The sequence below is a fragment of the Vibrio sp. A37 genome (genome assembly GCF_059777565.1).
Map to the genome: position 1 here is coordinate 1 of NZ_JBLNLI010000032.1, position 20,218 is coordinate 20,218.

Consider the following 20,218-nt stretch of genomic DNA (forward strand, 5'->3'; position numbering starts at 1 on the left):
AGCCCCTTATTATCTACGCATTGAGTCAACTGTCGATGCTGACAATACAGATGGAGGGGCTATGATGAAATTCGTGGGGATCCTTCAGATTTTAACGTTAGGATAAGCCGAGATAGACACCACTCCATCTTGATAACAGTGGTTCTCTTTGAACTCGATACGATGAGGGCTTTCATTTTTCACCGTGCCAATGGACACAACATAGTCCCCACCACTCGCAAACTGCCCGTCGAAAAAGTTAAAGGTTAGTCCGTCTTGCTTACAATTTGGCATGTAGTCTGCATTGACAGGTTTCATGCTATATCCCGTTGGCAACGTCCCTTTCGCGATAGACGACATCACAGCCTTAATGGTGGCAGAGCGAGGACTTGAGCGCTCAAACCGCCTAGCCAGCGAAGACCCTTGCATCGTCTCTCCATGAAGCACCACCTCTTGCGGCCCGACCGCCATAGGTTTGAACGTCACTTGAATAGCCGCACTCTCATCACCCGACTCCGTAATAAACCCAGCGATTGGTGCATTGTGAGTCGTGGATACATACAACACATTGTCCCGCGCCTTATACGCCACCCCTCCGACGCTATCCATTTTGATGGACGGGCGTTTAAATGGCGTCACAATACGGTTGACGTGCTTGTTTGATATGACGTAGGTCTGCGCTTGTTGAGTTGGCTCAGACAACTCAGCCATTTGCGTCGCCAGTAGTGAGCCTGGCAATAGAAGCGCAATAATCAAAAAGGCAATCCTCACGACTTACCTCCACGACGTTTCTGATGTTTCTTCTCCCATGATGAGTCATGGGCAACATCGTCATACACATCGACGTAACGCACGAGTGCGGTGTAATTTTCTACGACGAAGTCAAACTCGTAGGTTCGAGTAAACGACTCCACTTTTCCTGTTGGCCCCGTTAACGTTCCCCGCCCTGTGATGTAGGTGGTCCCGTTTTCCAACAGGGACGTTTCTGGGGTAAACGTCATCGTCACCTCATCACGCTTCAACTCGGCGAGCTGAAGCGCAATGGCCTTTTTAACGTCCTGATAAATATTGGAGTCCATAAACGGTAAGACGGATTTTTCCACAAAATTGATGTTCGACGGTGTAATGTTGCCCAGCATGCCAGAGAGATAAAAACCCAAGCGGACATGATTGGCATCGTTCATGCTGTAGCGACCAACTTCGCTTTGCAAGCACGATTCATTGAGGTTATTCATCACCACGGTGTCTTTTTGAAAATTAATGGCCAGCGACACAAAGAGAAGGATGACCAAAATAACGTTGGAGATGGCAAGCGCTGTGGTGGTTTGCTTGAGCTCACCAAATTTCGCTTTTAATTGTGTAAAGTCCATAACAGATCACCAACAAGCTATGAATGAAATTTATCCACTAAAGGTGGCTGCATAGAAGAGTTCGCTGACACATGGTCAATAGGCAAACCTTTGTCTCGGATACGGTGAATAAAAAAACCTCTTGGCTTGCCATCTCTTAATTTGGCGTACTGTATTTTTCCTATATATCCAATCACCAAACCTAAGAGTGGAGAGTTAATGATGATCCCAACCACCAACCCCAAAGCCACGGCCGCTATTTCATCAATTTGCCAAATAAGGAAGTGGATAGGCTCGTCCACTAAATCCGGTACGTTTATGGGCTTGTCATCAGACATCGGCACATCCTTGCGTGTTTTATATTGCTGTCGGTTTCCATTCTACGGACAGTTAAAAATTTCCTAAATTTTGCTGAAAACCCGATGGAGAAAGGGCTACAGGGCGGAAACATATTTTTTAACGCCTTCTCGAAGCACATCGATATTTAAATTGTGACTCTGCGCGCATACGGAGCTTGAGAATGGCTGTTCGCTGTCCGAGAAAAGCCAAGTCCACGCTTCCGCTCTCATCGACTGAGAGCGCCTACGGTCATTGAGCTCTATTAATGATTGAACCAGCAACGCATATTGCATGGCGTGAATGTCATCCTCACTCCACGTGACTTCTTGTGGATGTATAGGGTGAATATTTAAAGAATGGATACGCTGAAGACCATCCATCATGTTCAAGTTCAACGCATCCTCTGTGTCGATTCGCATGATTTATCCCTAAATTTGAACAGCACGAAGCCCTACCTACCGGGCATTGAAATAAAAAGTTATTTAATTGTTTTAACGGTTACTTGCGATCTTTTTTGGTTTTCTTCGCCAAAATCGTTTCGAGGTTAAAATTCGGGTGATTGTTTTGTTCACTTTGAATAACGGCATCCAACACATCGGCAATAAATGCGGTATACCCGCCATTACCATACTGCTTGTAGCCCCACTCACTCGCGAGAGTATTAATATCTGAAGACAGCCCTTCCCGAGCTGGAAACGTGATGCAACTTGATGCCATTTTACCTCCATGTCAAAAGTAATATTTGCGACCAAACAAATAAAAACAATCGAAGTTTTTTCACTTCAACATATACATTTCTAAGTCCATTTTTGTGTCGGTTATGCCTTCATTCATTTGAGTACAAAGAAAGCCCCGTAACAATTTCGGGGCAACAGTAAAAAATGAACCTGCGGTTATATAAGCAGAAAATAGGTTGGCTATGTAACGAGATTTCATTTACGACATGGCTAGCCATATCACACACTTTTTGTTCAAAAGTGATCTAACAAGTTCACTATACAACCACATAGCAAAGCTTAAGTTGCATACAAGATCCACGTTAGGACGCTCCAGTCTCCCGACTCAACGGAAAACGCCAACCCCTCATTCACTTGTTAAATAATTGCTCTCAAAAGTGCCTCACCATACGGTGAGGCGAACTCGCAATGATGCTGATGAAGAGGCGAGTAAATAAGCAAGAGTTCAAGTTCTTGTTAAAATTCATTCAACACGAACCATCGACCAAGCGTGTGCAACTGTATCAATATGGATTAGAGACCACAAGCATTTTGATAGTTTTAGCACTGTTTGGTACAATCAAGATAAAATATATCAATTGTCATCTCAATATTATGCAATCAATATAACCATCATTTACTTATAAGATTTACTCTTTTCCTTTACATATATAGTGTTGAAAGTTCTAACTATTGAGCATAGAATAAAACAACGAACCAACAATAAGTCATAAATTCATGAATATTAAGAACTTTTCAGAAAGTTATGAAGTCCTACTTTCTGATCTTGATTCCAAGAATCTAATGCCATCACACGATGTCTTAGAACACCTAACGAACTACTTGTCTGACTTTCTTACCTCGAATCAATTGTCATATCAAAACGTCTATGGTCACAACACATTTATCGCCAATATGGATCTCGAAGTTGTAAATGTGGTCACTGAGCCGAAGGTCATTTCTATTTCTACAGAATCGTCCGTAGTTGATAACGGTAAGGTCATTTTGGACACTGTATCTAGGCTGGGAAATGAAATCGCATATAAAGCTAAGCTGGAAGTTGTCTTTCTTAAAGACAAAGAACTTGGTGACATCTCAAATGAGATAACCCCCTTATTTGAATAGATTAAGTAAAAAGGGGGTTAAGGTAGGATCAAGTTATATCTTAAGCCCTTTTATATCGACTCGAGCTACATCTATTCGGCCATGACACCTATCCAGTGTTGAGCTCAGGATATATAGATCCTTCATATCCTCCCCCCCTAGTACACAGTCAAATGGGTGAAACCCTTTAGGGACGTCTATTGTATCTGTTACTGTTCCTGATTTTGTTAACCTAACCACGGCTTGAAGCCCAAACGGATCCGCGACCCATACACCAAGTTCTTCATCCAAGCTAATACCATCTGGAATCAAGTTTTCCACCGCACAGAATGTGGATTTGTCTGCTAAAGATCCATCAGGTTGAATTTTATAAGTTGATATTCTTTCATTAAAAGATTCAGCAATGTATAAAATATCGTCATGAATCACGCATCCATTCGGAAATATTGGGGTATTGTCAACAATTGTGAATTCACCGTACTGATCTATTTTAAAAATATGCCCAGACCTACGATCTTCTGGCTTCTCCCAATGAAAACCAATGTCACCAACATAGCTGTCACCGTTTGAATTTGTGACCATGTCATTAATGTAAAATTGAGTCACTCCAGATAAATCACAGTGGATACTGACGTTCTTGCCATCCCACTTATAGACTCTGTAATTCTCCATCATGGAAGAAACAACTAGTTCACCAGAAGGTAGCCATCCTATGCCAGAGGGAGATGGAACTTCAAAAAGTTTTTTTAGCTGCCCATTTTTAAAGCAGTAGACGCTGTCATTGTCCATATCAGAAAAATATAACGCGTCATTTTTCCATCGAGAACCTTCAGGAAACTTTATACCTTCATCAATTAACGTTGATTTAATTTTTAGTTGTCTAGCCATAATAAATTGCCGTAATTTGATTTCTAGAATGAGTTTTAATGGTACCCTACTCTACCAAACTTTTGATTTACGGACTATTTTTTAGTTGGCCTATAAGGACTTTTAGTTTTGGAAAAAATATTCAGTACATCTGGCGGCCGTATTCAACACTTACGCCACCTTTTAAACCATTCTAGGAAATCCTTTTGCGAAAAGTACTCAATTTCCTCGACGAACCTGAGAAACTGGGAAAGTAAAACAAACCAGATCTGTTCAGACAAAGTGTCGATAGTTTTAGCTAACGCCATCAAGAATGAAGTGAATGTTACGGTGGATTGGATAAGAGATGGCTATGGCCCAGAACCGACGTTGAAATCACGTTCTTCTTATGATTTCCATGACTTATCGAATGCTTATGATGACGCATATCGATTTATCGATAAATATGGCCCAGAACATTTTGAGTTAATAACCGTGACCAATAATAATTGGAAACCTTGGCTATTCGCTGGAGATTTACTCATAACGACTAAAGTGAACATTTCCGATAACTGCTCAAGACTTTGTGTTGCGACCTCTGAAGAGGGAATTCAGTATTTAGGCTTCCCTTTAGAGCTGGACGAGAAAACGTTGACCATGGATATTGGTGAAAACAAAGTCGTAACCATCGAGCATGTTAATGAAATATCACGAGTAGTACAGGTTCGCAATTTATCATAAAGGTACAGAGTAATGGAATCGATTAACCTAAGTAAAATTAGCAAGCTAGACTCAACACTTGCAAAACTACTAGAAGCTTTTGCGCAAGAGTGTGGATGCAATTATATAGCGTTTTTTCGAGAAAATTTAACGACAAAAAACAAAGTGTATTGGAGCTCAAACCAAGAATGGAACAATTATTTTATCCATCAAGACTACTTTAGTGAGTGCCATTTAGTTAATTCAGGTGACAAGATGCTTGATAATAACCCAAAGATTATCATGCCTTGGGATATGCTTAAGCCAACATCCAGACGAGAAAAACAAATAGCAGGAGAAAGACGCGAACATGGCATAGACCACGGAGTCAGCTACGCCTCAAAATATAACGGCATATTTCAAGGGTTAGCATTTGCAACTGAAGCGCGCTCATACAAAAGCTTAAGCTTTGCTCGAGATATCAATGACAACACAGACAAAATACTTAATGTCATTCAAAAAATTGACTCCATAATCAACAACAATAAAAAGAGTCTTGGGTTAAAGTTTACGGAAGAATTTAACCTTAAGACCCTGCTCTAATCGATTCATATATGGTGATAGCGTTCATAATGACAGACTCTTCGGTGAGATCGTTTCCATAATACCTTGAGAGGATAGATGGATCGCTCATCATCATATATATCAGTTTCTTGCGAGAATGAATGTCTATATTTTCAATTTTCGCAATTTTGGTTGCTAAATAAACAAGCACTTCTAACTCTTTGTCATACGACTCAAAAAAGCTTTCTGACAATTTGACTTGATGCTTCGTCAGCAAAGCTTTCCAGTTGTCTACTCCTAATGCTTCAGCGTACCTTTTAGCATATATTTCGTTGATCGGACGTGTGCCTAGCTCATGAGCGTTCACTGTTCGGACATTCAAACCTACTGAGTTTGCAAATGATGTAGTAGTTAAGTATCCCTTATTTAAACGAAGCCTTCGTAACAAGGAAATAAAGCTTTTATTCTCTGTCATTTTGTATAGTGATCATTGCGTTATACGCAAAGTTTACTTTTTCATGCAGCTCATGTTAACTGTCTTACATGCCTTTTTGTTAATTAATCTCTCTTAATGCATTTCTCTGGTAATTTAAGTCTGTTGAGTCACCTACACAATCAGTTGTAAAAAATTAACTATCCGTTCTAAACCAATTTTGGACAAAATCAATTTAGAAAATCAAATTATTTCGAAATTATTGGAATTAGTTTTTGTATTGCAAAGGTAAGAACCTAGCTTGTCGTAGGTTCTTACTCAGTTCACAATTATAGGTTGCAATTATCTTCCAACAATTGCGTTCAACTTCGCTGTTGGTAAGTTGTATTTCTGGGCAATACAGATTAGCTCACCTATAGCCACACTGAATAAAATTATCAGTGGTTGGAGCTATCATGTCAGATTTCAAAGGATGTCATTTCACTGGCGATATCATTCTTTGGACCGTAACTTGGTACTGCAAATACGGCGTCAGTTACCGAGTATTACTGAGATGCTGCTAGAAAAAGGCGTTATCATCAATCACACCACCTTATATTGTTGGGTTCAGAGGCATGCGGCTGAAACAGAAAAGCGATTACGTTGACGATAGAAGCCTAGTTACAGTTCCAGCTGGCAGATAGATGAAACGTATGTCAAATTGAATGACCAGTGGACGTATTTGTATCGAGCTACCTCTAAAGAAGGAGGCACCTTCGATTTTTCCTCGCACAAGCTCGAAATCAAAAAACTGCAAAACACTTGCTAGGTAAAGCTATGCGCAGTATAAAATCTTATGCTCCCTAAAACGCTGAATATAGTAGGCTCTTTGACTCCACCCCAGCCGTATTTACGGCATATGGAGCAACGTCACTATATGTTCTCGCATCCACCAAAATCGAACAGAAAATTTTGTTCCTCTTTTCCAATAGCTTGATAGGTCCTTTTCAAGCATTAATACACAGTAACCAGAAGAACAATTGATATGATGGACTGATGCATATTCAAACCCAAACACATAACCGACCGATGGATATAATGACTTGAATAAAGTTTCTTTAGCAGAAAAAACCAACGTCACTCCTAGGTTGAGATCAATGTAATTACGCTCTATATAGTCAAAATCAGAGCCACACAATACTGTTTCAGAAATGTCTTGAGCTGTTTTAGGTGACAACATTTTTTCAATATCTACTCCCAAAGCTGAAAAGTCAGTTTTTTTATAGGCCACAACTGAAATCGCAAATGAGTCTGTGTGTGAAATAGAGCCTATAGTATTAATAGGCCATACAGGAGAGCGATCTACATGACTGGGTACTGAAACTACTTTTCCTGTTAGTTTAAACAATGCTTCTTTCGCTGCCACTCGGCCCGCTAAATATTCTGCTCTACGCTTTGACACTGCTCTATTTAACTTAGTAGGAAAAGAAACATTCAGCTTATTAAACAAGCAATCTTGATAAAGTTTCACATCGTATTCCAAGTATGAATATTCGATATTAATAAATTGATTAAACTTTAAATGACTAACATAAGAGAAAAAACTATTCATACCAATTCCACTTTTTTTTCATTAAAAAAAATATATTTATTATAACTTTATTTCCACTATAAAAGTTCAAAAATCGATCAAGTCCAATAGTCAAAAAAGGTTAATTTCAAGAATCATACAGATATAAAATTCAAACTATAAGTACTTATTTCTTTTTGATAAATATGCCTATCTTGTTACTCGATTAAATAGCAATCATCAACAACTAAAAAAGAAAACATACAATTCAAATATCAAGTGGCAATCCGTAATATATATTTATAGTATTTAATTAGACCCACAAAATAAATATTTAATCACTTACATTGAATTCGAGCATTTATTTGTAAATATAAAAAATTAATCAATTGGATAGTAAGTGAACATTTATCTGTAATTACAAGATAAATAATTAATCACTGATGTAACTATCGTTTACATCAATAATAAAATTAATAAACTAGGGCGTGTTGATCTTTTGAGTTTAAATTTTGTTCGAATTCCAAGGCTTTTAATCACGGCGCAGGTGAAGAAGCTTAGTCATTCTAAGTGATGAGCCTGCAACAAAGAGTAAAAGCCTTGGAATCGAACCCTCCGGGCAGCGTTTGTCGCTCCCTTCTACGGCGTCAGTGCTGATTTGTGTAGGTGACTACATGGCACCACCACTTCCTTGTAGAAATAAGCGACACACTGCTGCAAAAATCATCGCAAAAGATCAACACGCCCTAATAAAATGTTCAGTTAGCAGGAATCTATGGACAGCTTAAGCAATACAAACAACACGATTTTGCAGTTATTTGAGGAACAGGTGTGTAATACACCCAACAATACCGCTATAACATATAATGGGAAATCTTTAAGCTACTTCGACTTAAATAATCGTTCAAACCAATTAGCAAACCTTATAACGAGTAAATATGAGGAAGAAAACAAAAAACCTCTTCAGCCGAACACTTTAATCGCACTTTATTTTGATCGTTCGCTAGAAATGATCATAAGTATATTAGCCGTTTTAAAGGCTGGCGCTGCCTATGTCCCTTTGTCCCCAGACGCTCCAATAAAAAGAACTAAGTTTATCGTTGAAGATATCAATAACCCTGTATTTCTCACTCAACATAGATACCTAAACGAGTTGGATAATATACGAGTTGGCATCAACAATAACTCAATCATCATTGCTACAGATGATATGCCACAACAAAGTGAGAGCTGGCAGTCAAACTTAAAAAATGAATATCATCCGAGTGATCTCGCTTATGTAATTTATACCTCTGGCACAACTGGGCGCCCTAAGGGAGTCATGATTGAACATAGGTCTCTTATTAACACATGCATCGCCACAGCAACTGAACTCGAAATTTTTCCCGAAAAACAAATACTGCAGTTTTCAAACTACGTTTTTGATGCGTCAGTTTTCGAAATTTTTCCAGCTCTTGCCTACGGTGCTCATCTTCATTTGATTGCTAACGAAGTGCAAAAGGATACAAGGTTACTACTTAGCTACATAAGTAGTAACAATATCAAACAATCGTTTTTGCCCACAGCAGTAGTTAAAGCGATAGACCTCAATGAGTTGCCTGCTATGGTTATTCATACTGGGGGGGAAAGCTTAAATGGACTGCAGCATATCCCAAACCATATCAAACTTTTCAACCAGTATGGCCCAACTGAAGGCACGGTTTATGTTAGCAGTACACAAATCAACTCGGACGAGCTAGATTCCATACATATTGGTCGCGCTATCCAAAACGTGAATCTGTACGTATTGGACGCTGATATGAATCCTGTCCCACCAAATACCTCTGGCGAACTATACATCGGTGGAGCCTGTCTAGCGCGTGGCTATCTCAATCTACCAGCGCTCACCGATGAACTCTTTGTCTCAAACCCCTTTGCCAGTAGAGAAGACGAAAAACTCGGACATTGCAGACTATACCGAAGTGGTGACTTAGTTCAGTGGCGTGAAGATGGGAATTTAGCGTATCTCGGCAGAATCGACCATCAAGTCAAGATTCGAGGCTATCGAATAGAGCTAGCTGAAGTCGAATCAGCTTTATTGCAATGCTCAGACGTAAAACAAGCAGTAGTAGTCGCCCAAGAAAAAGCGGAGCAAAAATATCTCGCCGCCTATTTAGTCCCAGCAGATGACACATGCTTGAACGACTCGGCTATTTCTAATGAGTTAGAAGAAAAAATAAGAGCAGAACTTCTCAACACATTACCAGATTATATGTGTCCTGAGAGCTTAACTATATTAGCTAACATACCACTCACTATTAATGGCAAAGTGGATACAAAAGCTCTACCCTGTGAGCCAACTAAACAAACTCACCATTACCAGCCACCTAGAACAGAGATTGAAAAGTCACTATGTGATATTTGGCAACAAACTCTGGGTGCAGTGCATGTGGGTATTCATGATGATTTTTTTATGTTGGGAGGGAACTCGATACTCGCAGCTAAAGTAGTCACGATACTTAAAAAATCACTCAATATAGAAGTTAGCTTTAAAGACTTCGTTAGCAATCTCACAATTCACAAGCTTGCTCAATTAATCGAAGGTGCAAACTCCACAGCTGGTTCAGTTCTAAATATTGATAATCGAATAGAGGATCCGCACAATTATCCTCTCTCACCAATACAGAAACAGATCTATTCTCACTTGGCTGTTGCGGATAGTGAATTGATTTATAACGAACAAATGAGTGTTGAGATTAAGCAATCTTTGTCGGTATCACGACTTAAACTCGCACTATGCTTGATGATCGCTAAACACCCTCAGTTACGAGCCTATATAGCAGCTTCCCCTACTCACGAAATTGAGCAATACATCGCGCAAATTAACCAACATCGTGCCCCCTGTTCAAGCAAAGATGCTGAGCAATTTTTCTCTCAATACTATACATTTGAATGTGTAGATTTAACTAAATTTGATGATCAGCAGTCTGTCTACCAAAAAGATGCACACAAAAGAGTTCGGCTACCGTACGATTTAACAAATCCGGGCCTTGTTCGATTCTACCTATACAAATTTTCAGAAGACCGATACCGGTTATTGATAGCATCTCACCATCTCATTATTGACGGTACGTCTTTGTATCAAGTATTGGTACCCCAGATATTAGACACTTACTGTTTACTGGATTCAAAACCGGCGAGTATGCCAGTTGAACAGCCTGGTTATGCTCAGTATGTATATTGGTTCAAGAATCAAGATAATTTGCCCCAAGAAATAAAAAGCTATTGGAATAAGGAGTTACAGCTCTATCAACCCGCTCAGATTCCAGCTATATCACCACATCAGAACGTACTTAAGCAAAATAAGGGAAAACAAACATCCTTTCATATAGATAGTGCCGATCATAATCTACTGATAGAAATATCACAGCGTTTAAGGGTCTCACTATTCTCTACGCTATCAGCCATATTCACAATGCAGTTGCATAAATACAATATGGGTCAGTCTATAAGCCTATTTTCCATTAGCGATCACCGTAAGCAAATTGTCGGAAGTAGTGACGTTCTTGGCAACTTCATGAACATCCTCCTCTTGAACCACATTATTTTACCAAATCAAAGCTTTGCTCAACATGTGACTCAGGTACATAACAAGACTCTAGATAACCTTAAGTATGAAATAGAATTTTCTCAGTTACAGAAGTTAGCTAAATCAAGCAATAATTGCGAGTCATTGCAACCTTCCATTTTCTTTATCTTAGAGCCAAACCAGTTTAAGCATACGGAGTTCACTTGCTCCCAACTTGATACTCATTCTGGTGAAGTAAAGTCCGATTTTTACTTCGAATTAGATGAAAAAAAACATGGCATTTATGGCCGTATCGAATACAAGTCGGCACTATTTAGTGATGATTTTATCCAAGATTTCATTGATAACTTTAAATATCTTATTAAACAGGTTGGTAAAGATTCAGCCATCCCATTAAAACAAATTCGCCTACTAGCACAAGACAAGTTTACCGACATCATTGTGTCTAGAAATGCTACTGAAACTTTTTATCCTTCCGATTGCACAACTTTCGAATTGTTTAAAACGGTGGCTGAAAAACAACCAGATCTGATTGCGTTACAATTCAACCAAGAAAAGTGGACCTACGCACAGTTACTAACTGCTGTATTGAATACCGCAAGTATATTGATGCAATCCACTGATTTATCATTGCAACCCATAGTGGGTCTGTACATGAAACCAAGTGTCGAAATGGTTGTGTCGATGCTAGCGTTACAATGTATTGGCAAAGCCTATCTCCCACTTGATATCAAAAGCCCAGAGGCACGCTTAAGCAAAATCATACAAAGCTCAGGCATCAAACAAATATTGGTTACTAGTCAGGACGCGCCGACTAATATCAAAACAATAGATACAATCTCGATTAAATGTGACGCTAATAGCCAACAATCCTCTGATTTGCCTCAGTTTGAAAGAATAAGTGCGACACAACCTGTCTATATTCTTTACACATCCGGTACAACTGGCGATCCCAAAGGCGTCACTATATCGCATCGAAATTTAACCAATACCATTTGTTACTTTAAAGATCTTTTAGAAATCAATGCAGGTCAATCACTACTGAGTTTTACTGGGTATACGTTCGATATTTTTCAGTTAGAACTTTATGTCCCTCTGATCAGTGGTGCCACGTTAATCTTAACTTCCGCTGAAGTTCGTGAAGACTACAACAAGCTGCTGCAATCAATAGAACAGGCTCAACCTGATTACATACAAAGTACTCCTAGTATTTGGAATGTTATTGGTGATTTTCTACCGCGAAGTACAAAACTTACTGCATTGTGTGGCGGTGAAGCACTCAATGAAACTATCCTATCCAAATTGCAGAAATTAGCCGCAAAAGTATGGAATGTGTATGGCCCCACCGAAGCTACAATTTGGGCAACCGCTCAAGATCTTAGCAACACAAACAAAGTAACGATTGGTAGGCCGTTAGGTAACTACAAAGCGTACGTACTAGATGAGTATTTAAACCCACTTCCTGACCAATGCGTTGGTACGCTATACCTTAGTGGAGACAGTATTGCCAACGGATATTTACATCAACCAGAACTAACTGCGAAACGATTTATCGATAACCCATTTGTTGAAGGTTCAAAACTATACAATACAGGGGATCTCGCGGCGTGGGACGAAAATGGCAACCTACAATTTAGTCGTAGATTAGATCGGCAAGTGAAAGTCAATGGATATCGGATAGAATTAGGGGAAATCGAAAGTGAGCTAATCAGTCACCCCAACATCGAGCAAGCTGTTATAAAATTAACCTCCACTTCTAGTCAGCAAGAGAGCATAGCAGCTTGGTATAAATCGTCTGTAACATTAACCAATACCGAACTTGAGTCCTATCTCAGTTCTCGACTACCGAGGCCAATGATACCTCAGTTTTTTGTGCCCATTGATGAATTCAAGCTCACCACGAGCGGAAAAATTTCTATAGCTGACTTACAACTGCATGATAATGAAAATAACGCATTCAAAGTGCAAGCTAATTCCAGAGTATCTTATGACAATGAACAACTCATTGCAGATATTTGGCGAGAAGTACTTAACGTTAACCATATCGATGCAAATACAAATTTTAAAGATGCGGGCGGGGATTCGCTCAAGGCAGTTCAGTTAGCTTTAAAACTGAGTAAAAACATTGGTAAAGAAGTGAAGGTGTTAGATATTTTCGCTTATCCGAATCTAAGGCTGTTGACTCAATTTCTAAACAATGATGTCCCTACTGTTAACAAGACTACATATAGTGCAGCGTATTCAGACGACGACATTGCTATCATTGCAATTGAAGGCGAGTTTCCTCAGGCCCCCAACCTCAACAGCTACTGGAAGAACATCGTAGAAGGAAGAGAAGTGATCGCTACCTCTGACTTCCAGTCATTAAAGTCGGCCGGAATCAACGAGGAAATACTAACCCACGATAACTACCTATCTGCTACTGGAATGGTAGATAACCCTGAATTGTTCGACGCTTCGTTTTTTGGTATCAGTCCTAGAGATGCCTCCTATTTTGATCCTCAAGCACGACGTTTCCTACAAAAAACGTGGCAAGTACTGGAGTCGTCTGGATATCTTATCCAGCGCAGTGATTTACGTATTGGCGTATTTGCCTCTTATGGCGACCCACAATACTTAGACAAGAGACTAACTAGCGAAACGGACAATGAAAAGCTTAGTTTTTGGGAGTTCTATACCCTCGCCTCACCGGACTTTTTAGCAACGCGTACCAGCTACTTAATGAACCTAAATGGACCTTCATACAATATCAATACAGCCTGCTCTTCTTCGCTCGTCGCCATTGCAGAAGCCTGTCAAAAACTGAAAAGTAACGAGTGCGATCTCGCTATTGCTGGCGCTTCACGAATAATTCTACCAGCTCAGCAAGGGTACGTGTACCAAGAGGGGCTGGTCTATTCCAAAGATGGTCATTGCCGCCCATTTGACGAGCAAGCCAGCGGTATCGTCGGTGGCTCTGGGGTCGGCGCGGTTGTCTTGAAGCGTCTGTCTCAAGCCCAAAAAGATGGCGACAACATTGTCGCAGTCATTAAAGGTCACGCAGTCAACAACGACGGAAACCGTAAGATTGGCTTCACTGCCCCGAGTATTGATGGCCAAGTCGAGTGTATTCAGCAAGCCGTCGCGATGGCCGGTATTAAACCTACTGATATTAGCTACATCGAATGCCATGGCACTGGCACAAGCTTAGGGGACAGCATCGAAATTCAAGCCCTTGATCAAGTCATGCGCTCCCAGGGGCCTATCCCCGACGACTATCATTGTTCCCTTGGTTCAGTCAAAGCCGCTATTGGCCACGCCAGTGAAGCGGCTGGGATTGCGAGTTTACTCAAAGTGGCGTTAATGTTGCAAAACGAAACCATTCCACCTCAACCGAATTTCTCCATCCCTAACCCACTTCTAGAGTTAGAGAGTAAGCCTTTCTCCATTACCACCGAGGCCAAACCTTGGACATTAACAGAAGGTCAATCACGCTACGCAGGGATCAGCTCATTCGGCATTGGTGGTACCAATGCTCATGTGATTCTTGCACAGCCACCTAAAGTGGAAACCGAGCCATCTCCTTCTCTTCGTCCTCTGCGCCTCTTGAGTTTATCCGCCAAGTCGAAGACCTCTTTGCAGCAGGCAGAGCAAGCGATGGCGTTCTTCAGCCAAGCGGCCTCTCTCGCTCACACACACGACGATGACACACATTTAGCGAATACCGCTTGGACTTTACATACATCGCGTGAAGCATTCCAGCATCGCTGCGCCATTGTGGCCAGTGATCATGCTCAATTATCAGCCAAACTTCAACAACGAACCAACCAAAGCCATCTCCTCTCCGACATGAGCCATGCTCCTGTGGTATGGGTGTTCTCTGGACAAGGTTCGCAATATGCGGGGATGGGTGAGCAGCTTTATCGCCATGAGCCCTTCTACAAACAGACCATCGATAAACTTAACTTACTGGTTCAGCAACTGGCCGGTTACGATCTGTTACCGATCCTGTTTGCCAAACCGTCTGACGAGACGCAGTTAATCCATCAAACTCAGTACACACAAGTGGCTCTATTTGTTACTGAATACGCCTTGGCTACATGGCTAGAGCAACATGGTCAACAACCCGACTATGTCGTCGGGCATAGCTTAGGCGAGTATGTGGCAGCAGTCATTGCTGGCGCGATGAGTGTCGATGATGCGCTGCGATTGGTGTTGCAACGTGCCAAACTGATGGCCAGCTTGCCAACAGGGGCCATGCTGTCTGTGTTAGCGACGCCTGAACAAGTGAAATCACTGCCCGAATTTGATTGCTGCATCGCCGCGATTAATGAATCCGGCAGCTGTGTACTCAGTGGTTCACATGACAATATCGACACCATGCAGAAGGTATTGACAGAAGAAGGCATCACGCACCGATGCTTAACCACCTCTCATGCCTTCCATAGCCGCATGATGCAACCCGTTCTAGATGAGTTTCGTCAAGCTTGCCGACGCGTTCGGTTCTCTCCACTACGTATTCCATTAGTGTCGAATTTAACCGGTGAACTTCTGACAGGTACAGAACTTGATGGAGACTATTTTGTCCAACATTTGCGCCAGCCCGTGCTGTTTAAGCAAGGATTAGAGACGCTCTTCCATCAATTAGCTCAACAAAGTACGTCACAAGCTCTGTTTATTGAAGTCGGTCCGGGACGCAGCTTCTCCGGCATGGTGATGCGTGAAGCCGCCAAACACTGCGAATTAAACAGGCCGATAGAGATAGAGAGTGTCAGCCTATTGACTCAGGCCGACGCAGAGCACTGTTACCACGATGCCCTATCCGGCTTAGGCAAGCTGTGGGAGCTGGGTCGAGACGTGGACTTCACACCTTTGTACGGGCAAGAAGTACGTCAACGAGTGAACCTCCCTGGCTATCAGTTCGACCAGCAACGTTATTGGGTCGATGGTGCTAAATTTTGTGCAACACAAAAAAATAACTCTGCCGCACCAGAGACGAGTGCAACTACCGGGGTTCATCCGAATGCCGACCCTATCAGTGACTGTGAAGCTAAGGTACTTGAGATTTGGAGAAAAAACTTAGGTATTCAAAACATCAAGTTAGATGACGATTTTTATGACAAAGGTGGTAACTCACTTATTGCTGCTCAGCTCTGCTTTGCACTAAAAAAAGCGAACATTAAGTTAAAAATAGAGCAGATTCAGCAATACAATACTATTCGCAAACAAGCGACTTTAAATCTATCTGGACCAAACTCAAACACATCGGTTTCAGTTTCTAAACAGGTCAAAGATGTCATTATTTCGCCTAGGCAAAACCGTTACTTTGAGCGACAGATTAACAAGCCAGAGGCCAGTTTGGTTTATCGGTTATTTAAAAACAATCAACCTATTCCTTACAGCCAATTTGAAAACTGGGCAAACACGGCTAAGGCTCACCATACCGTGTTAAATTGTGTGTTTGACATACGAAATAAAGAACCACAATTTAACTATCAGCCTTCAGCTAAGTCTGTACATATTGAACAGCTTTCCATGCCAAAAGTAACCGAAAATTTAGAACAGTTAAAAATTAACTTAGGCAAGATATCCGAGCACATTAAACTTGACACTTGCTTGAGTACCTTTGTGCTTATAGACGATTCTGAAACCAAAGAACAATTTATCTTCTTATGCTGTGCCCATATCATCTGTGATAGAAGCTCAATCGATATTCTCTGCTATGAACTACTGCAAGATCTTACTGGTAACAAACGGTTTTGGATAAATGACAAGCAGGACTATACACACTGGTTAAGCCTGTTCGACATACCTCCCAACCAGAGCGCGACTCTGAATGAGCAACTGTTAACTTCACTCGGCAAAGATTGCTATCTGCTGGACGAAAACCGAGTCACACATGCGTTAATGTTGAATAGACGCAAAACTATATTTAATACAGATATTTGCAACCGAATCCGAAAAGCACGAAATGAGCGCGTAACCGATATTATGACTAACGCTTTCCTTCGCGCAATTGCAAGAGTAGTAGACATTAAGGAGCGTACAATTTCAGCCGATATCATCCATCACGGAAGAGTGGTCACTGAGGAAACACAAAATATTATGCAAACAATGGGCTTGTTTTCTGCCCATGTCCCTATTGTATTGAGATGCGACAAATTGATGGAAGGCTTCCAGAGTTCTCAGCAACATGTCAGTAACGCAATGGCTAGCTTAGCTGAGAAACAATTTTCAACAAACCAGCTTATTTGGAGCTTCTCTACCAACAAAGAAACTAAAGCTGCATTGCATAAAGTACTCCCCAAGATATTGATCAATCATCATGAGATGAAAAGCAGTAACAATAGCAGTGAAATCCTACAAGGTGTCAACATTACCTTGCCAAATCGTAGCGAGTCGAACAATACATCTTCTTATCTACTGAATATCAACTTCATGGAGTTGGATGACAAATTCGACATCAACTTATATTACTCCACAAAACATTATTCACAGAACCAAGTAGAACGGATTTTTGACCTGTTCGAAGATGAAATTTTAACTCTCCTCGAAGAAGAAAATAATGAGTAGTTTAAAAAATAAAACCGTTGTAATCATTGGTGGAAGCTCCGGCATGGGGCTTTCCACTGCTCAGCTAGCGCTTGAAAAAGGGGCGATCGTACACATCGCAAGTCGTTCGCAAAATAAGCTTGATTTGGCAAAAGAGAAGTTAAATGCCACCTCTTCTAGTATATTCGTCCATGCAATAGATATGGATAATGATGCCCAGCTAGAAAAAGTTTTTAGTACAATCAACAATATTGACCATCTTGTACTAACCGCCTCAGGCAGTAAAGTGTATAACGAGGATATCCGTACTGCTGATTTGGCAGACCTCAAGCAGGCTTTTGATACCAAGCTATGGGGATATATTAAGGCTATTCGTTATGCGTCACAGTTTTTGTCCAGTGACGCCTCTATTGTCCTTGTTTCGGGTGGCTTCTCTGTAAGGCCTGGGGCAAATACCCCAATCTCTACTGCCGCCAATATTGCTATTGAAGGCTTAGCTCAAGCACTATGTAAATCACTGGCACCTGTACGAGTAAATACCATTCGCCCGGGTCTAATCCATACTCCTCTGACTGACGAGATGATTTCCTCACCACAAAGCGAAACCTTTCTCTCAACCTTACCTGCATCAAGAGTTGGGCAGCCTGAAGAGATCGCTCAAGGAGCAACTTTCCTGATGGAAAATAGCTATACGACAGGAAGTGTAGTCACAATTGATGGCGGATACATAGCTCATTAGCGCCCGAATCGAAGTTATAGAATCGGTAGGGCAGTAGCCCTACCCCCTCATTAGAAGAAATACCAAATGAATTTGTATAATAAATGGTACAATAGCTACATTTCAAAATATATAAAACTAGCTGAGCCTGAATATTTACTAAAAGTTTCTCATATAGGTAAAGTCATTTTCAATACAAAAATTCTTTCTAATTTAATGAATTTTGATGAAAAACAGCAAAGAATATCATTGCTTTCCGCTAAGTTTCATGATCTAGGTAGGTTTACTCAATATGAAACCTATAGAACTTTTAATGATAACGACTCATTTGATCATGCAAAAGAGTCAATATCTATATTAAAATCGAATAATGTTCTCTTTAAGGAGAGTGATAGCGATAGAGAATTAATCTTTAAAGCGATATATGAGCATAATAAAAAAGTAATTTCCAAAGAGTACGATGATACAGAACTATTATTTATACATCTATTGCGAGACGCTGACAAGATATCTAATTTCCCTTTTTTTATAAAAAATTACTCAAAACTAGATCATAAGAAATGTGGAGAATTGAATCCAAATCTAGTTTATAATATAGTTAATAGAAATCCAATTTCCAATCAAAACTTGAATACAAAAGAAGATGTTCAACTTTATCATTTAAGTTGGGTAAATGATATTTACTATGAGCAGTCCATAAGATTTATTAACTCTAGAAATTATGTTTCTTCTATGATTGAGTTGTTACCAAACAGCATTCATCTGGATAAAATACAACAGCATTTTTCTTTTTACTTTAACAAATAAAATCAACAAATGAGAATATAACAAATGCAGTCACACGAAAAAAAGAAATTACTTAAAAACGCATTTTCAGATGTTATTGAGAACATGACAGATTGGGAGTGCCATATCGAAAAATATTTTTCACCAAACTACACACAACATATTGACGGTAATACTCATGATTTAAGTAGCTCTTTAGAGCATATGCGAGAAATAAAATCCAGCATTGAGTCCGTTTCAGTAGAGTTCCAAAATCTAGCATGTGAAGAGGACAAAATATTCTCGATACATTATGTATATATAACAAAGAAAGACAATTCAAAAGTTAAGCTCAAATCAATATCCATGTTTCAGCTAGAGGGTGATAAGTTTATTTTTTGTGATGAGCTTACACGTGAAGAGTGAATTTTAAACTCCTAAAAAATCAATTCCATTCTTAATTATAGTGTAAATACATTGCTTTGGAGACAGTAAAATTGTCTATTTTTATATAAAAGACAGAGTTGTATTTCTTTAATTCGGCCCTAGTGCTTATCTATTTATAGCTTAGCTCGGTGTTGAGCCAAGTTTGTTTGCTGTGCAGTAGTTTAAGAGCAAGGCCGAACCTCCACATAAATTTTGGTTAAGTGATATCTATCAATCTAAAGCTTTTGGTAGATAGTGGCTGTAAAGGAAAGGGGAATAAGCCTTTCAGCCCCTTAATTAAAACCTCATTTCACTCATACCTTGAACATTACAGTTAACGTTTAGAGTGTGCGCAAAATTTAAAATACAACTATATAAGGATACGAAAAATGAAAAAGTGGTTGGTGCTCATTCGCATTGGCAGCATATATGGCGAATAAAACAGTGACCTTTAGCTCGGATGATACTGTGTGTAATCCAACATATAAGGCGCCGTATGCTAGGTACGTGACACTCGGCACCATCTAGAAAACTCTTGAAACCTTAAAATAGAACTTTCACGTGGAATTACTTTTTTGGCACTTCTCCGCTTTGTTGAGTCTAAATGAGTCATAACTATCAGGCTATCTAGC

17 protein-coding genes are annotated in these 20,218 nt (G+C 40.2%); 9 read left to right on the forward strand and 8 right to left on the reverse strand.

The genetic code is table 11. The annotated features are described in order from the left end of the window. Positions 1–84 precede the first annotated feature (84 nt). The 5 genes from ACM2FC_RS22405 to ACM2FC_RS22425 form a co-directional block, all read right to left on the reverse strand. Complete coding sequence (locus ACM2FC_RS22405) at positions 85–750, reverse strand: hypothetical protein (RefSeq protein WP_498483269.1); 666 nt, start codon at positions 748–750, stop codon at positions 85–87. Further along, on the reverse strand, positions 747–1,349 hold the full coding sequence (locus ACM2FC_RS22410; RefSeq protein ID WP_498483270.1) for a TraE/TraK family type IV conjugative transfer system protein: 603 nt from the start codon (positions 1,347–1,349) through the stop codon (positions 747–749). Before ACM2FC_RS22410 ends, ACM2FC_RS22405 begins: the two co-directional genes overlap by 4 nt. Before the next feature lie 17 nt (positions 1,350–1,366). Next, entirely contained in the window at positions 1,367–1,666 is a 300-nt protein-coding gene (gene traL, locus ACM2FC_RS22415; protein WP_498483271.1) for a type IV conjugative transfer system protein TraL, read from the reverse strand. A 96-nt stretch (positions 1,667–1,762) separates the two neighbouring features. Further along, positions 1,763–2,086, reverse strand: coding sequence for a hypothetical protein (locus ACM2FC_RS22420; RefSeq protein WP_498483272.1), 324 nt, complete (start codon positions 2,084–2,086; stop codon positions 1,763–1,765). Between the two features lie 79 nt (positions 2,087–2,165). Continuing rightward, positions 2,166–2,384 (reverse strand): hypothetical protein, encoded by a 219-nt coding sequence (locus tag ACM2FC_RS22425; protein WP_498483273.1) that lies wholly within the window; start codon positions 2,382–2,384, stop codon positions 2,166–2,168. A gap of 737 nt (positions 2,385–3,121) precedes the next feature. Between ACM2FC_RS22425 and ACM2FC_RS22430 the strand changes: the two genes are divergently transcribed. Then, on the forward strand, positions 3,122–3,508 hold the full coding sequence (locus ACM2FC_RS22430; protein WP_498483274.1) for a hypothetical protein: 387 nt from the start codon (positions 3,122–3,124) through the stop codon (positions 3,506–3,508). A 33-nt stretch (positions 3,509–3,541) separates the two neighbouring features. Here the strand turns inward: ACM2FC_RS22430 and ACM2FC_RS22435 are convergent, their stop codons facing one another. Next, positions 3,542–4,375, reverse strand: coding sequence for an SMP-30/gluconolactonase/LRE family protein (locus ACM2FC_RS22435; protein ID WP_498483275.1), 834 nt, complete (start codon positions 4,373–4,375; stop codon positions 3,542–3,544). Positions 4,376–4,483: 108 nt separating this feature from the next. Here ACM2FC_RS22435 and ACM2FC_RS22440 point away from each other — a divergent pair, with 108 nt between their 5' ends. Together ACM2FC_RS22440 and ACM2FC_RS22445 are read left to right on the forward strand one after the other, a co-directional pair. Continuing rightward, positions 4,484–5,074 carry a hypothetical protein gene (locus ACM2FC_RS22440; protein WP_498483276.1) on the forward strand — a complete coding sequence of 197 codons (591 nt, stop codon included), beginning with the start codon at positions 4,484–4,486 and terminating at the stop codon, positions 5,072–5,074. Positions 5,075–5,086: 12 nt separating this feature from the next. Next, positions 5,087–5,635: a hypothetical protein gene (locus tag ACM2FC_RS22445; protein WP_498483277.1), complete on the forward strand. Its 549-nt coding sequence runs from the start codon at positions 5,087–5,089 to the stop codon at positions 5,633–5,635. On the opposite strand, the gene ACM2FC_RS22450 is transcribed toward ACM2FC_RS22445, so the two are convergent. Then, positions 5,619–6,071 carry a helix-turn-helix domain-containing protein gene (locus ACM2FC_RS22450; RefSeq protein WP_498483278.1) on the reverse strand — a complete coding sequence of 151 codons (453 nt, stop codon included), beginning with the start codon at positions 6,069–6,071 and terminating at the stop codon, positions 5,619–5,621. The two genes, ACM2FC_RS22445 and ACM2FC_RS22450, sit on opposite strands and share 17 nt — an antisense overlap. A gap of 430 nt (positions 6,072–6,501) precedes the next feature. Between ACM2FC_RS22450 and ACM2FC_RS22455 the strand changes: the two genes are divergently transcribed. Next, entirely contained in the window at positions 6,502–6,675 is a 174-nt protein-coding gene (locus ACM2FC_RS22455; RefSeq protein ID WP_498483279.1) for a hypothetical protein, read from the forward strand. 33 nt (positions 6,676–6,708) lie between these two features. Next, entirely contained in the window at positions 6,709–6,837 is a 129-nt protein-coding gene (locus tag ACM2FC_RS22460) for a DDE-type integrase/transposase/recombinase (RefSeq protein WP_498483285.1), read from the forward strand. Between the two features lie 81 nt (positions 6,838–6,918). Here ACM2FC_RS22460 and ACM2FC_RS22465 read toward each other — a convergent pair whose 3' ends face one another. Further along, positions 6,919–7,620: a 4'-phosphopantetheinyl transferase family protein gene (locus ACM2FC_RS22465; RefSeq protein ID WP_498483280.1), complete on the reverse strand. Its 702-nt coding sequence runs from the start codon at positions 7,618–7,620 to the stop codon at positions 6,919–6,921. A gap of 733 nt (positions 7,621–8,353) precedes the next feature. Here ACM2FC_RS22465 and ACM2FC_RS22470 point away from each other — a divergent pair. The 4 genes from ACM2FC_RS22470 to ACM2FC_RS22485 all read left to right on the forward strand — a co-directional run bounded on the left by ACM2FC_RS22470 (position 8,354) and on the right by ACM2FC_RS22485 (position 19,586). Continuing rightward, a complete protein-coding gene (locus tag ACM2FC_RS22470; RefSeq protein ID WP_498483281.1) occupies positions 8,354–17,698 on the forward strand; it encodes an amino acid adenylation domain-containing protein in 9,345 nt (3,114 codons plus the stop codon). Continuing rightward, the gene (locus tag ACM2FC_RS22475) at positions 17,691–18,416 is read left to right on the forward strand and encodes an SDR family oxidoreductase (protein ID WP_498483282.1); all 726 of its coding nucleotides are present in this window, start codon (positions 17,691–17,693) and stop codon (positions 18,414–18,416) included. Before ACM2FC_RS22470 ends, ACM2FC_RS22475 begins: the two co-directional genes overlap by 8 nt. Positions 18,417–18,482: 66 nt before the next feature. Beyond that, positions 18,483–19,202 (forward strand): HD domain-containing protein, encoded by a 720-nt coding sequence (locus ACM2FC_RS22480; protein ID WP_498483283.1) that lies wholly within the window; start codon positions 18,483–18,485, stop codon positions 19,200–19,202. Between the two features lie 24 nt (positions 19,203–19,226). Further along, complete coding sequence (locus ACM2FC_RS22485; RefSeq protein WP_498483284.1) at positions 19,227–19,586, forward strand: hypothetical protein; 360 nt, start codon at positions 19,227–19,229, stop codon at positions 19,584–19,586. Positions 19,587–20,218 lie beyond the last annotated feature (632 nt).